This is a genomic window from Bradyrhizobium manausense (assembly GCF_018130615.1).
Classification (GTDB): domain Bacteria; phylum Pseudomonadota; class Alphaproteobacteria; order Rhizobiales; family Xanthobacteraceae; genus Bradyrhizobium; species Bradyrhizobium manausense_A.
The window spans coordinates 48,093-61,860 of sequence record NZ_JAFCKB010000017.1 but is presented as its reverse complement, the minus strand read 5'-3'; the positions used below and the strand labels follow the sequence as shown (position 1 = coordinate 61,860).

General features: G+C 64.1%; 13 protein-coding genes. 4 read left to right on the top strand and 9 right to left on the bottom strand.

All coding sequences use genetic code 11. The features are described 5' to 3' along the window. The first annotated feature begins 142 nt into the window (after positions 1-142). The 4 genes from JQ587_RS26740 to JQ587_RS26725 all read left to right on the top strand — a co-directional run bounded on the left by JQ587_RS26740 (position 143) and on the right by JQ587_RS26725 (position 4,245). On the top strand, positions 143-763 hold the full coding sequence (locus tag JQ587_RS26740; protein ID WP_212427303.1) for a hypothetical protein: 621 nt from the start codon (positions 143-145) through the stop codon (positions 761-763). A 194-nt stretch (positions 764-957) separates the two neighbouring features. Beyond that, positions 958-1,911, top strand: a complete 954-nt coding sequence (locus tag JQ587_RS26735) for a ribose-phosphate pyrophosphokinase (protein ID WP_212297053.1) — start codon at positions 958-960, stop codon at positions 1,909-1,911. Between the two features lie 274 nt (positions 1,912-2,185). Beyond that, positions 2,186-3,214: a putative zinc-binding metallopeptidase gene (locus tag JQ587_RS26730; RefSeq protein WP_212297054.1), complete on the top strand. Its 1,029-nt coding sequence runs from the start codon at positions 2,186-2,188 to the stop codon at positions 3,212-3,214. Further along, a complete protein-coding gene (locus tag JQ587_RS26725) occupies positions 3,211-4,245 on the top strand; it encodes a D-alanine--D-alanine ligase family protein (RefSeq protein ID WP_212297055.1) in 1,035 nt (344 codons plus the stop codon). Before JQ587_RS26730 ends, JQ587_RS26725 begins: the two co-directional genes overlap by 4 nt. 49 nt (positions 4,246-4,294) lie before the next feature. Here JQ587_RS26725 and JQ587_RS26720 read toward each other — a convergent pair whose 3' ends face one another. The 9 genes from JQ587_RS26720 to JQ587_RS26680 all read right to left on the bottom strand — a co-directional run bounded on the left by JQ587_RS26720 (position 4,295) and on the right by JQ587_RS26680 (position 13,488). Beyond that, positions 4,295-5,764, bottom strand: coding sequence for a methyl-accepting chemotaxis protein (locus JQ587_RS26720; RefSeq protein ID WP_212297056.1), 1,470 nt, complete (start codon positions 5,762-5,764; stop codon positions 4,295-4,297). Between the two features lie 28 nt (positions 5,765-5,792). Continuing rightward, positions 5,793-6,125, bottom strand: coding sequence for a hypothetical protein (locus JQ587_RS26715; RefSeq protein WP_212297057.1), 333 nt, complete (start codon positions 6,123-6,125; stop codon positions 5,793-5,795). A 20-nt stretch (positions 6,126-6,145) separates the two neighbouring features. Then, positions 6,146-6,658, bottom strand: a complete 513-nt coding sequence (locus JQ587_RS26710; RefSeq protein ID WP_212427302.1) for an SRPBCC family protein — start codon at positions 6,656-6,658, stop codon at positions 6,146-6,148. Positions 6,659-6,664: 6 nt separating this feature from the next. Next, positions 6,665-7,504 carry an XdhC family protein gene (locus JQ587_RS26705; RefSeq protein WP_212427301.1) on the bottom strand — a complete coding sequence of 280 codons (840 nt, stop codon included), beginning with the start codon at positions 7,502-7,504 and terminating at the stop codon, positions 6,665-6,667. A gap of 11 nt (positions 7,505-7,515) precedes the next feature. Beyond that, entirely contained in the window at positions 7,516-8,724 is a 1,209-nt protein-coding gene (locus JQ587_RS26700; RefSeq protein WP_212427300.1) for a vWA domain-containing protein, read from the bottom strand. Further along, positions 8,721-9,587, bottom strand: coding sequence for an AAA family ATPase (locus tag JQ587_RS26695; protein ID WP_212297061.1), 867 nt, complete (start codon positions 9,585-9,587; stop codon positions 8,721-8,723). Before JQ587_RS26695 ends, JQ587_RS26700 begins: the two co-directional genes overlap by 4 nt. Positions 9,588-9,695: 108 nt before the next feature. Then, on the bottom strand, positions 9,696-12,116 hold the full coding sequence (locus tag JQ587_RS26690) for an aerobic carbon-monoxide dehydrogenase large subunit (protein ID WP_212427299.1): 2,421 nt from the start codon (positions 12,114-12,116) through the stop codon (positions 9,696-9,698). Continuing rightward, positions 12,113-12,613 carry a (2Fe-2S)-binding protein gene (locus JQ587_RS26685; protein ID WP_212297063.1) on the bottom strand — a complete coding sequence of 167 codons (501 nt, stop codon included), beginning with the start codon at positions 12,611-12,613 and terminating at the stop codon, positions 12,113-12,115. The genes JQ587_RS26690 and JQ587_RS26685 overlap by 4 nt, the downstream gene beginning before the upstream one ends. A gap of 11 nt (positions 12,614-12,624) precedes the next feature. Further along, entirely contained in the window at positions 12,625-13,488 is an 864-nt protein-coding gene (locus tag JQ587_RS26680; protein ID WP_212427298.1) for an FAD binding domain-containing protein, read from the bottom strand. Positions 13,489-13,768: the final 280 nt, after the last annotated feature.

The following is a 13,768-nucleotide window of genomic DNA, read 5'->3' as shown; positions in this document are numbered from 1 at the left end:
GAAGAGCCCAACCCGGAATCTCGAGATTCCGGGTTCGATGCTTTGCATCGCCCCTGCCACGATGATGCCCTGCCACGATGACAGTGGCCTGTGTCGCCTCTGCCCTAGACCTTAATCGATTTTAACGATATCGCTGCCCTCAATGAGGGAAGCGTCATCTTTTCTGCGCCGTGCGGGCTCGCGCGTGCTGGCGGTCATGCTGCTGGCGGCAGCGACTGCGCTCGCCGGCTGCGCCGGCGGCAACGCCCCTGCCAATTCCTACGCGATGGCGGCGCCGAGCGCCGGCTCCGGCGCGACGGTCGCCTTCGAGTCGATCGACGGACCGCCGCCGCAGGTGTTCGATCGCATGGTCGGCGTGCTCGACAGCGAATCCAAGCTGCGCAGCCTCTCGGTCGTCTCCCGCGAGGGGACGGCTGCCTACCGCGTGCGCAGCTACCTCTCCGCCCAAGTCGTGCGCGGCAAGACCATGATCGCCTGGGTCTGGGACGTCTACGACGCCAACCAGCAGCGGGCACTGCGCCTTTCCGGCGAGGAACCGACCGCGGCCAAGGGCGGAAAGGATCCGTGGCAAGCCGCCGACGACCTCGTGCTGCGGAAGATCGCCCAGGCCGGATTCAGCGGACTTTCCAATATGATCAACGGTGGGCCGGCCGATGCGCCGGGCTCGGTTCCCGGCCTGCGCGGCCCCGCCGTGGCAAGCGTGACGCCGGACGCTCCGGTGCCGGAGATGCCGGCCACGGCGCTCGGCTATGCCCAGCAATAACCCCCGCTAAACCACGGGCTCAGTTGCCAGCCAAGCCGTTGGCCCGACTCAGGATTTTCGGAGGGAAAACGTAGCATCCCGGGTTGCCATTGCGGCCTCTCGCCTGATATTTCCTCGCCCGTCGTAACCGTGCTGCCAGCGGGTATTTTTAGATGTTGAACGTCGTATCCAGCAAAGCGCGGGAGGAAGCGTCCATGTCGGCCAAGAACGGCTCCATCAAGCTCGTCTCCGGCAACTCCAATCCGGCTCTCGCCCAGGCCATCGCGCAGGGCCTGGACATGCCGCTGACCAAAGCGGTGGTCCGGCGCTTCGCCGACATGGAGATCTTCGTCGAGGTTCAGGAGAACATCCGCGGCTCGGACGCCTTCATCATCCAGTCGACCTCGTTTCCGGCGAACGACAATCTGATGGAGTTGCTGATCATCACCGACGCGCTGCGCCGCTCCTCGGCGCGCCGCATCACCGCAGTGATCCCCTATTTCGGCTATGCCAGGCAGGACCGCCGGTCCGGTTCGCGCACACCCATCTCGGCCAAGCTCGTCGCCAATCTGATCACCCATGCCGGCGTCGACCGCGTCATGACGCTCGACCTGCATGCCGGCCAGATCCAGGGCTTCTTCGACATCCCGACCGACAATCTGTTTGCGGCCCCCCTGATGGTGCGCGACATCCGCGAACGTTTCGACCTCAGCAAGGTGATGGTGGTCTCGCCCGACGTCGGCGGCGTGGCCCGCGCCCGCGGCCTCGCCAAGCGCATCAACACCCCGCTCGCGATCGTCGACAAGCGCCGCGAACGTCCGGGTGAATCCGAAGTCATGAACGTGATCGGCGACGTCTCCGGCTACAGTTGTATCCTGGTCGACGACATCGTCGATTCCGGCGGCACGCTGGTGAACGCAGCCGACGCGCTGATCGCCAAGGGCGCCAAGGACGTCTACGCCTACATCACCCACGGCGTGCTCTCCGGCGGCGCCGCGGCCCGCATCGCCGGCTCGAGGCTGAAAGAGCTGGTCATCACCGACTCGATCCTGCCGACGGAAGCCGTGACCAAGGCGCCAAACATCCGTACGCTGCCGATCGCCAGCCTGATCTCGGATGCGATCGCGCGCACCGCCGCTGAAGAGTCGGTGTCGAGCCTGTTCGACTGATTTCTTCGCCTCTCCCCGCTTGCGGGGAGAGGCCGGAATTCGAGCGAAGCTTGAATTCCGGGTGAGGGGGACTCTCCGCGAGTCCAACTGTCACCGTCCCCGTAGAGACTCCCCCTCACCCCACCCTGTCCCCGCAAGCGGGGCGAGGGAGCGCGCGCGTCTCCCATCCCTCACTCCGAGGCACCGCAGCACGTCCCAACCCCCACGGGTTGTTGCCCGCTCCCGCCCATGACATCATCCAGGTTTCGAGTCATCTCTGCCCTCTGGATGCCTGATGCCACGCCGGAAATTTGCTTGGGAAAAGCTGTCGGATGACGAGCTGCTCAAGCAGCGCCTGTCCAGCCTGAAGGTTACGGTCGAAGGCACCTGGCTCGAGGATTGCGTCGCCACGCTCCATGAGGAGATGGAAGAGCAAGGGATCCGGCTGCGGCCGCACACATGGATCTCAAGCGAATGGTTCAGTCCGGGAGATGTGCCCGGGATCGCGATCCCCTTCTATCTCGCCCATCCCCGCCTGATGAAGCTCGAGAAGAAGATGATGTTCGACGTCGAGGGCGGAACCTGGCGCGAGTGCATGGCCATCCTCCGTCACGAGGCAGGCCATGCCATACAGCACGGCTTCCAGTTGCAGCGGCGACGGCGCTGGCAGCAATTGTTCGGGCCGTCGTCGAAACACTATCCCCGCTACTACCGTCCCAATCCGGCGAGCCGGCGATACGTCCAGCACCTCCGGCTCTGGTACGCACAGAGCCACCCCGACGAAGACTTTGCCGAGACCTTTGCGGTATGGCTGCGGCCGCGCTCGAACTGGCGGACGCGATACGCCGGCTGGCCGGCGCTGAAGAAGCTCGAATATGTCGACGAGCTGATGGGCGAGATCGCGGGAGAGCGACCGCTAATCACGACGCGGGAACGCGTCGATCCACTGAACAGGCTCAGCCAGACGCTCGAAGATCATTACAAGAAGAAGCAGGCGTTCTACGCCTTCACGCCACCGAAGACCTACGACCGCGACCTCTCCCGGCTATTTTCCGCCGATCCACGGCATCACCGGTCCAAGCCCGCTTCGAGCCTGATCCGGCGGCACCGCGCCCAGATCAGACAGCTGGTCGCGCGATGGACGGGCGAGAATCAGCTCACGCTCGATGCCGTGCTTGACGACATGATCTCCCGCTGCCGCGAGCTCGACCTGCGCGCCGTGGGCCCCGAACAGAAGCTCGTTCTCGATTTCACTGTCCTCGTGACCGCCAAGACGATGCACGCGCTGTTTGGCCCGTCTCGGCGCAAATGGATCGCGCTATGAGACGACTCCGAATTCTCGTGCTGATGCATCCGGACTTCATGCCGCCCGACTCTTCGGACGGATACACTCCGCAGGAGATCAACAATTGGAAAACGGAATACGACGTCGTCAGCACCTTGCGCGCGTCCGGCCATGAGGTCCGCGCACTCGGCGCGCAGGAAGAAATCAGGCCGGTCCGCGAAGCGATCGAAGAGTTCAAGCCGCACGTTGTTTTCACGCTGCTGGAGGAATTCCACAACAACGTCGCCTACGACCAGCACATCGCCAGCTATCTCGAGCTGATGAAGGTGCCTTATACCGGGTGCAATCCGCGCGGCCTGATCCTGGCGCGCGGCAAGGACCTGTCCAAGACGCTGGTGCATCACCGCCGCATCGCCGCGCCGGCCTTTGCCGTCTTCCCGATGCGGCGCAAGGTGAAACGACCAACGCGTCTTGCGCTGCCGCTGATCGTCAAGGCCCTCAACATGGATGGGTCCTTCGGCATCTCGCAGGCCTCCATCGTCGACACGGACGAGAAGCTCGCCGAACGGGTCGCCTTCATCCATGAGCGAGTCGAGACCGCCGCCATCGCCGAGCAATTCATCGAGGGGCGGGAGCTCTATGTCGGCGTGCTCGGCAACAACCGGCTGCGCGTGCTGCCGGTCTGGGAATTGAAATTCGGCAACATGGGCGGGCGCAGGTCACGCCACATCGCGACCGAAAGGGCCAAGCACGACACCGATTATCAGGAGCGCGTCGGCATTGTCGACGGGCCGGCGAAAGACCTTGCGCCCGAAGTCACCGCGCGCATTCAGCGAGCCGCGAAGCGCATCTACCGGGCGCTCGGCCTCGACGGCTACGCGCGCATCGATTTCCGTCTCGCCGCCGACGGCACGCCGTATTTCATCGAAGCCAACCCGAACCCGGAAATCGCCAAGAGCCAGGAGTTCGCCACGGCGGCTGAACATGATGGGCTCAAATACAGGGAGCTCCTGCATCGCATCCTGACGCTTGGGATCAGCCGTGCCAAGGCGGGCGTGTCTCTGGGCTGACGGCAGAGGCCGCCGCGAGTTCCTGGGCGGCGGGCACACGCCCGCCAAATCAAGCCACATTCATGGACTCGAGGAACTCCTTGACCTCCGCCCTCATCCGTTGTGATTGGAATGACAGGCTGTTTGCAGCATCATGCAGCCTTGTCGCCAATCGGCTCGCTTCTTCAGATGCCTGATTGACGCTGAGAATATTGTTGTTGACTTCGCGCGTTCCGTTAGCAGCTTGCTGGACGCTACCCGCGATCTCACGGGTTGCGACGCTCTGCTGGTCGATGGCCGCCGAGATTTCGTTGGATATTTGGTCTATTTCCACAATAGTGCCGTTGATTGCCTGAATGGCATTGACAGCTTCGCCGGTGGCGCTCTGGATGTCCTGGACCTGTGCGGAGATCTCTTCTGTTGCCTTTGCGGTCTGGTTGGCCAGGGCCTTAACTTCGCTGGCTACGACGGCGAATCCCTTGCCGTGCTCGCCCGCCCGCGCGGCCTCGATCGTCGCGTTGAGCGCCAACAAGTCGGTCTGATTCGCAATGCCCTGGATCAATGTCACGACCTCGCCGATCTTCTGCGTTCCTGCAGCGAGACTCTCGACGATCCGGCTCGTCCGCCGCGCTTCTTTGGCCGCCTTGGCCGCGATCTCCGCCGACCGCGTGACCTGATGCGAGATGCTGCCGATCGAGGCCGAGAGTTCTTCTGTCGCCGACGCAACCGTTGCCACGTTTGCTGACGCGTGAATGGACGCCTCCGCGGCCGCTGCGGCCTTTTGCATGGTCTCGACATTGCTGACGCTCATCGAGGAAGACACGCCCTGCATCTCGCTCGCTCCCGCCGCGACCCCTTCGACGATGACCCCGACCTTGCGTTCAAACCCGGCTGCGAGCTCGCACCTGGTCGCGTCACGATCCTGCTTAGCTTTGCGCTCGGCTTCGGCACGCTCTTGATTGGCACGCGCTTCGGCTGCATTCGCGTGTTCAGCTTCGGCCGTCTTCTGCGCAGCAGTCTCGAACAGGCGCGAGAGCATGAACGCGAGCCAGCTGAGCACACCCGCCTCAATCAGAAGAATGACCGCGTGTAGGACCACGCGTCCGAAATCGGCGCCGCCGGGATAGATCGCCGACGGCAGAAGGAAATTGAGCACCAAGTGATGCAGCGCGACCGCCACCGTGGCTGCGATGATCGGCCGATAGTCGCAATAGGCGACAAGACAGGCCAACGCAGCAAAAAAATACATGTGCATGTCGATCTGCCAAGTATGACCAGCCAGCTGGAATGCAAACACCGACACGCCACCCATCAAAGCTACTGCGAAGATCAGCCGGGTCGAAAGGTCGCTGCCCGATGCGCGCCAAGACGCTGTCGCAGCCAGCGCCATCCCGATCATGACAGTCGCCGGCATCAACCAATCGGCGCCGCGCATCACCCCGACGGCGACTGCGATCGGAACATGGAGCCAAAGCACGACGAGCAAGGTCTTGCTGGTGGTCTCACGCAAGGTTGCGAGATCATCGCCCTTGATGCTCATTCCCGTATCCCCCAATGTCAGCAAAAAACTAGTTCGATTTCGAAATGCAGGCAGCGACCGCCTGCGGGTCCATGATCAGCCAAACGCCCGCCTGGCGCAGTCGTCGCAACCCGTCCTTCTCGCTTGGGCGCACGACAAGAAGCGACGGAATTGCCGTGATCCTGACGATCAAGGCCTCAGCCGAAGTGGCGGCGGCGAGGGCCTGTTGCGTGCCCCACCATGGCGGGAAGGCGGCTGCGACCACGTCTCCCCCCGGCCGGACCTGGAGTGACAGCGCCGCAACAGCAATCCAGCTGGCCACCAGCAGCGCAATTGCCTTCAGCCAAGCGCTGCGATGCTGGGAGGCATTTCCCTGTTCCATGCCTTGTCCACAAAAGTAGGCTAGCCAGCGCCGGTCAACCGCTTCAACCAACCCTTTTCGCGAGCACCTACTTCCACGGAAGACGTTGCCGGACCACCAACTACCGTCGCGAACGACGCAAAGAACTCGCCGGCGAGCTTCTTTGCGGTGGAATCGATCAGGCGCGCACCGAGCTGGGCGAGCTTGCCGCCGATCTGGGCGTCGACCTCGTAGTGCAGCACCGTGACATCGGTGCTCTCGGATTCCAGCCGTACCACGGCGCCGCCCTTGGCAAAGCCGGCGACGCCGCCGGAGCCCTCGCCCGAGATGCGATAGGAATTGGGCGGATCGAGATCGGACAGGGTCACCTTGCCGCTGAATGTCGCCTTCACCGGGCCGACCTTGAACACCACTGTGGCGGTCATCTCGTTCGGCGCCGTGACGTCGAGCGACTGGCAGCCGGGGATGCATTGCTTCAACACAGCGGGATCGTTCAGCGCCGCCCACACCTGTTCGCGTGACGCGGGGATATGCTGGCTGTCGTTCATCTGCATGATCGGTCACTCTCTGCTGGCTGTTTGACTAACGGCGCGCTGGCCGCGGCGCCGTTCCCTGGTGATCTCGGCAAGGATCGACATCGCGATCTCCTCCGGCGTGATGGCGCCGAGATCGAGCCCCGCCGGCGCCTTGAAATCATCGATCGCAGCCGCGCTCGCGCCTTCTGCAAGGAACCTTGCGCGCAGCGAAGCCATCTTGCGGCGGCTGCCGACAAAGGCGCGATAGTCGGCCTTGGTTGCAATTGCTGCGCGCAGAGCGGCCTCGTCGCCCTTGCCTTGCGTCGAGACCACGACGAAGCGCTTGGCGTCGTGGAGCTCGCCGAGCTGATAGCCGTCGATGATCGTGTCGGCATCCGGCGGCGCCGCCAGCTCGGCCGCCGGGGCAGCGAGCGTGACGTGGTAGCCGAGCACGCGCGCCTGCGCCGCAAGTGACAGCGCGACCGGGCTCGAGCCGAGAATGACCAGCGAAGGGTGCGGCAGCACAGGCTCGACAAAAACGTCCATCGTGCCCTTGCTAGGGCACATGTTGCTGGCAAAGCGGATGCCGTCGCGGCTCTCGCCGGCGCTGACGCCAAGCTCGGCCAGCAGGTTCTCCGGCTGTACCGAGACCATGCGCGGCTCGCCGTCGGCAAGCGCCTCGCGCGCCGCCTTCAACACCGCGCCCTTGGCGCAGCCACCGCCGATCCAACCCGCGACGATGGTGCCGTCGGCCGCGATGATCGCCTTGGCGCCAGCCTTCGCCGCAGTCACCGATACCGTCCGCACCACCGTCGCGAGCACGAAGGCCCGCTCGGCGGCCTTCATTTGCGCCACCAGATCCAACACCTCGACATGAGTGGTCATCAGCGCCTCCCCTAAAGCTTCGCCAGATAGGGCTCGAGCGCGCGCAGGCTCTGCAGCGAATTCGCGGGCGCATAGAGATCGACATGCGGCAATGCGGCCTTGATGCCGCGCGCCTCGGGCGCATAGCCCTCCCACGCCATCATCGGGTTGAGCCAGACGATGCGGCGGCAGCGGCGATGCAGTGCCGCCATTTCGCGGCCGAGCAACGCGGCATCGCCGGTCTCGTAACCGTCAGACACGATCATCACACAGCTGCGCGAATGGATCACGCGCGCGGCGTGCCAGCGATTGAAGGTCTGAAGACTTTCGCCGATTTTCGTACCGCCGCCCGCACCTTGTGCCATGATCGAGAGCCGGTCGAGCGCGCGGCCGGCGTCCTTTTCCTTCATCGCATCGGAGACATACGCAAGACGCGTGTGGAACAGGAATGCTTCGGCCTCGCGGAACTGGTCGAGCACGCCGTGGATGAAGCGCAGGAAGACGCTGGTGTACATGCTCATCGAACCGGAGGCGTCGAGCAGCACGATCAGCCGCAGCGGCTTGTTCTTGCGCTGGCGCTTCACCAAGCTGATCGGCACGCCGCCATGGCTGATGTTGCGATGGATGGTCCGCCTGAGATCGAGCCGGTAGCCGCGCCGGCGCGCGAGATCGCGCCGCGTCAAGCGCGTACGCATCGCCTTGGCGAGCTGTGCCGCAGCCTCATGGGCCTGCGCGACCTGGTCGGGATCGCTGAGCTTTCGGAAATCGACCTCAGCGAGATTGTCCGCACGCGAGGCGCCTTCCATGCGGCCCTCGCCGGCGCGGCCTTCCGGCGCATCGTCGGATGACGGAAGCTGGTCGGTGACGGATTGGCCGCTACCCTGCTCCGCTGACTGTTCTTGCAAGCTCTTCAGTGACGGATTGCTGGGGCTTGGCGTCGACCCAATTGTGCGGGAGCGCGATCGCACACGCTTGCCGAGCCAAAACGCGTCGAATAGCCCGTCGAACTTGTCCCAGTCGGACTTGCGCGCTGAGAACAGGTGCTTGAACGCCGCGCGCAGCAGACCGGGCCGGGCCGCATAGCCCGCCGACATCAGCGTCGCCGCATCCTGTCCCTCAGCGAGCCCGACGCGAAAGCCGGCATCGCGCAAGGTGCGCAGGAAGGCGGCAAGCTTGGCGGACACGAAGCGGGAGACCTCGTTGAGATCGTCATATCCGGGGCTGGAGCCGCAGCAGCTCATGCGACCTTCCCCAGCAGGCGCTGCGTTACTTCAGAGGTAACGCGCGCGCGGTCCTCATGGGTTTTCAACAAGCAGATCAAAGTCTCATGCACCGTCTCGGGCGCATCGTGGAGGTCGCGGATGTCGAGGCCGACCAGCGCGGCCGCCCAGTCCAACGTCTCGGCGACGCCAGGCACCTTGCGCAGCTCCTCCTTCCGCACGCCCTCGACCATGCGCGCGATCTGGAGCGAGAGCGACGGGCTGGCGCCTGCGACGCGCGCCAGGATGATGCGGGTCTCGCGGTCGACATCGGGATAGTCGACATAGTGATAGAGGCAGCGCCGGCGCAGCGCGTCGGAGAGTTCGCGTGTGCCGTTCGAGGTCAGCACCACATGCGGGATGGTGACGGCGGGAATGGTGCCGAGCTCGGGGATCGAGACCTGGAAGTCGGACAGCAGCTCCAGCAGGAACGCCTCGAACTCGTCGTCGGCGCGGTCGATCTCGTCGATCAGCAACACCGGCGCCTGCGGCCGGCGGATCGCGGCGAGCAAAGGACGTTCCAGCAGGTACTTTTCCGAGAACACCTGGTCCTCGATACTGTCGGTGCCGCGATGAGCCTGGATCGCCAGCAGCTGGCGCTGGTAGTTCCACTCATAGAGTGCGGAGGACTGGTCGAGCCCTTCGTAACACTGCAGCCGGATCAGCTCGGTCGCGTGCACCTTTGCCAGCGCCTTCGCCACTTCGGTCTTGCCGACGCCCGCCTCGCCTTCCAGCAACAGCGGACGCCGCAGCAATTGCATCAGCGAGATCGCGGTCGCGAGGTCCGCATCGGCGATGTAACCCGATGCAGCCAGCGCTTGCGCTATCTCGTCACGGTTCTTCATGCGCTCATTCTCTCCTCGTCATTGCGAGGAGCGAAGCGACGAAGCAATCCAGACTGCATCCGCGGTGGGATTCTGGATTGCTTCGCTTCGCTCGCAATGACGGCCAGACTACGCCACCGCTCCCAGTTCCTTCGCCGCTTTCCAATTGCGCCAGAAATCGTGCGGCATCTGGATGTGCGTGCTCCCTAAGAACGAGAACGCGTCGTTGACTGCGTTAGAGAAGGCCGGCACGCCGCCGACATTCGGGCTTTCGCCGACACCCTTGGCACCGATCGGGTGATGCGGCGACGGGGTGACGGTGAAGTCGGTCTCCCAATGCGGCGTCTCCACCGCAGTCGGCATGAAGAAGTCCATGAACGAGCCGGTGACGACGTTGCCGACGTCGTCGTAGCGGATCTCCTGGCCCATCGCGATGGCGAAGGCCTCGGTCAGGCCGCCATGCACCTGACCCTCGATGATCATCGGATTGATGCGGGTGCCGCAATCGTCGAGCGCGTAGAAGCGCCGGACCTTGTACACGCCCGTATCGACGTCGATGTCCATCACGCAGAGATAGGCACCGAACGGATAGGTCATGTTGGGCGGATCGTAGTAGCTGACCGCTTCCAGCCCCGGCTCCATGCCAGGGGGCACCGAGTTGTAGGCCGCCCAGCAGATATCCTTCATCGACATGAATTTCTCCGGCAGCCCCTTCACCCGGAAGCCGTCGATGTCGAATTCGAGATCGTCCTCGTGAACCTCGAGCTTGTAGGCCGCGATCATCTGCGCCTTGGCCTTGATCTTTCGCGCGGCCATCGCGATCGCAGCACCCGCCACCGGCGTCGAGCGCGAACCGTAGGTGCCGAGGCCGTAAGGCGCGGTGTCGGTGTTGCCCTCCTCCACCATGATGTTGTCGGCGGGAATGCCGATCTCAGTCGCGATGATCTGGGCCCAGGTGGTCTCGTGGCCCTGGCCCTGGCTCTTGGTGCCCATGCGCGCGATGCCCGCACCGGTCGGATGCATGCGGATCTCGCAGGAATCGAACATCGCGATGCCCAAGATGTCGCAATTCTTCGACGGGCCGGCGCCGACGATCTCGGTGAAGAAGGAGACGCCGAGGCCCATGATCTCGCGGGTCTCCCCGCGTTTGAAGGCTGCACGCTTCTCTTCCTGCTCCTTGCGAAGCGCGGCGTAACCCGTCGTCTCCATCATCTTGCGCATGGCGGTGTGGTAGTCGCCGGAATCGTATTCCCAGCCCAGCGCCGAGTGATACGGGAACTGCTCCGGCTTGATGAAATTCTTCAGGCGCAGCTCGGCGGGATCCATCTTGAGCTTCTGCGCCAAAATATCCATGCCGCGCTCGATGCAGTAGGCGGCCTCCGTGACGCGGAACGAGCAGCGATAGGCGACGCCGCCGGGCGCCTTGTTGGTGTAGACCCCGTCGACAGCCAGGTGCGCGGTCGGGAAGTCGTAGGACCCCGTGACGATATTGAAGAAGCCAGCCGGCCATTTCGACGGGTCGGCGCAGGCGTCGAACGCACCGTGATCGGCGAGCACGTGGACGCGAAGCCCGGTGACCTTGCCGTCCTTCGTCGCCGCGATCTCAGTGGTCATGTGATAGTCGCGCGCAAACGAGGTCGCGGTCAGGTTCTCGATGCGGTCCTCGACCCATTTCACCGGCTTGCCGGTGACGATGGAGGCCACCGCCGCACAGATGTAGCCGGGATAGGCACCGACCTTGTTGCCGAAACCGCCACCGATATCGGGCGCGATCACATGGATCTTCTGCTCGGGCAGCTTCGCGATCAGCGCCACCACGGTGCGGATCACATGCGGAGCCTGGAACGTGCCGTAGATCGTCAGCTCGCCCTTGATCTTGTCGAAGGAGCAGACGCACTGGCAGGTCTCCAGCGGCGACGGATGGGTGCGGTGATAGGAGATCATCTCCTTGATCGTGACTTCGGCCTTATTGAAGGCCGCGTCGGTCAGCTCCTTGTCGCCGACGGTCCACTCGAAAATGTGGTTGTCATGCTTGCGCGGGCCATGCGCGCCGGACATCTTGCCGACGAGGTCCTCGCGCAGCACCGGCGCATCCTTGTCCATCGACTTGAAGGGATCGACCAGCGGCGGCAACGGTTCGTACTCGACGATCACCTTGTTGATGCCGTCATCGGCCGCATAGCGATCGGTCGCGACGACGAAGGCAACCTCCTGGTTCTGGAACAGCACCTTGCCGTCGGCCAGAACCATCTGCACGTCGCCGGCGAGCGTCGGCATCCAGGCGAGGTTGACGGTCTTCAGCGTCTCGGCGGTGATGACCGCGAGCACGCCCGGCACCTTCAATGCCTCGCTGTCGTCGATCTTTTGGACGCGTGCATGCGGATGCGGCGAGCGGACGAAGTCGCCGTGCAGCATGCCCGGCAGCTTGACGTCGTCGACGTAATTGCCCTTGCCTTGCGTGAAGCGGATGTCCTCGACGCGCTTGCGCTTGCAGCCCATGCCTTCGAGTGCGGCTTCGCGTTGTTCCCGCGTGGGAGTCATGTCGTTCATTCTGCGGCCTCCCGGAATTCCACGCCGTTGATCTTGGCGCTCGCGTATTGAATGGCTTTGACGATGTTCTGGTAACCGGTGCAGCGGCAGATGTTGCCGGAGATGCCCATCCGGATCTCCTGCTCGCTCGGCGACGGATTCTCCTGCAACAGCCGATGCGCGCGCATGATCATGCCGGGCGTGCAGAAGCCGCATTGCAGGCCGTGCATCATGCGGAAACCTTCCTGCAGCGCGGAGAGCGTGCCGTCGGCATTGGCCATGCCTTCGACGGTCGTAATGTCGCTGCCTTGCGCCTGCACCGCGAACATCGTGCAGGACTTCACCGACATGCCGTCGATGTCGACGGTGCAGGCGCCGCAATGCGTGGTCTCGCAGCCGATATGGGTGCCGGTCATCTGCAGATTTTCGCGGATGAAATGCACCAGCAGCGTGCGCGGCTCGACGAGGCCTTCGACCTCGGCGCCGTTCACCTTCATGGTGACGTGTGTTTTGGTCATCAGTCCCTCCCTTACTTCGCTCGGCTGGCTGCGCGCTGCAGCGCCCGCGTCACCATGATGCCGCCGACATGTTTTCGGTATTCGACGGGCCCGCGGGCATCCGCGGCCGGCGCCATGATCGCTTCGGCCGCCGCGGCCGCTTTCTTCAGCGTCGCCGCATCGAGGCCGGTCCCGATCACGGCCTTGGCGGCATCAGCGGCGAGCAGCGGCGTCTCGTGAACATTGGTCAGGCCGATCGTACAGGTCGCGACCTTGCCCCCGGACATCGTCAGCACGACGGCGGCAGCCGCCGTCGCGTAGTCGCCGACCTTGCGCTTGAGCTTTTCATAGGCGTAGCCATGGCCGGCCGCCGGCACCGGGACCGAGACGGACGTGAGAATCTCGCCCGGCTCGAGCGCGGTGAAATAGGCGCCCTGATAGAAGTCGGCGGCCGGAACGTCACGGGCGCCACTGGCGCCTTCGAGGCGGTAGGTCGCGCCCAGCGTCATCATCAGCGCCGGCATGTCGTTGCCGGGATCACCATTGGCGACATTGCCGCCGATCGTGCCGCGGTAGCGCACCTGCGGATCGGCTATCAGCAGCGCCGCCTCGTGCAGGATCGGCATCGATTTGGCGACGTCGTCGGAGGCCAGCAGCTCGTGCTGGGTGGTCATGGCGCCGATGACGAGATTGTTGCCATTGCGGCTGATGCCCTTCAACGCGGCGATGCCGTGCAGATCGATCAGATGGGCGGGGGTGGCGAGCCGAAGCTTCATCATCGGCACCAGGCTGTGCCCGCCGGCCAGCGGCCGCGCATCCTCGCCGAGGTCGGATAAAAGCTTGACGGCGTCAGCGACACTCGCCGGCCGGTGATAGCTGAATGGTCCCGGGATCATCGTCTCCTCCCACAATCGTCCTTGGCGCTTGAGGGCGCGGACGTTGGAGGGGACGGTCTCTCCGGACCGGGCAAGTCGCAATCGTTCGGGCACAAAGATGGGCTTTTTGCACGAATTGCGGGTGGAGACGCACGAATTGCGTCAGGGGCGGAGACCATTCACCTCGCCCCGCTTGCGGGGAGAGGTCGGATTGCATCGCGAGATGCAATCCGGATGAGGGGGTACAGGTGTCTCGACAGTCGTATGCGAGGAGAGAGGCCCCTCACCCCACCCTCTCCCG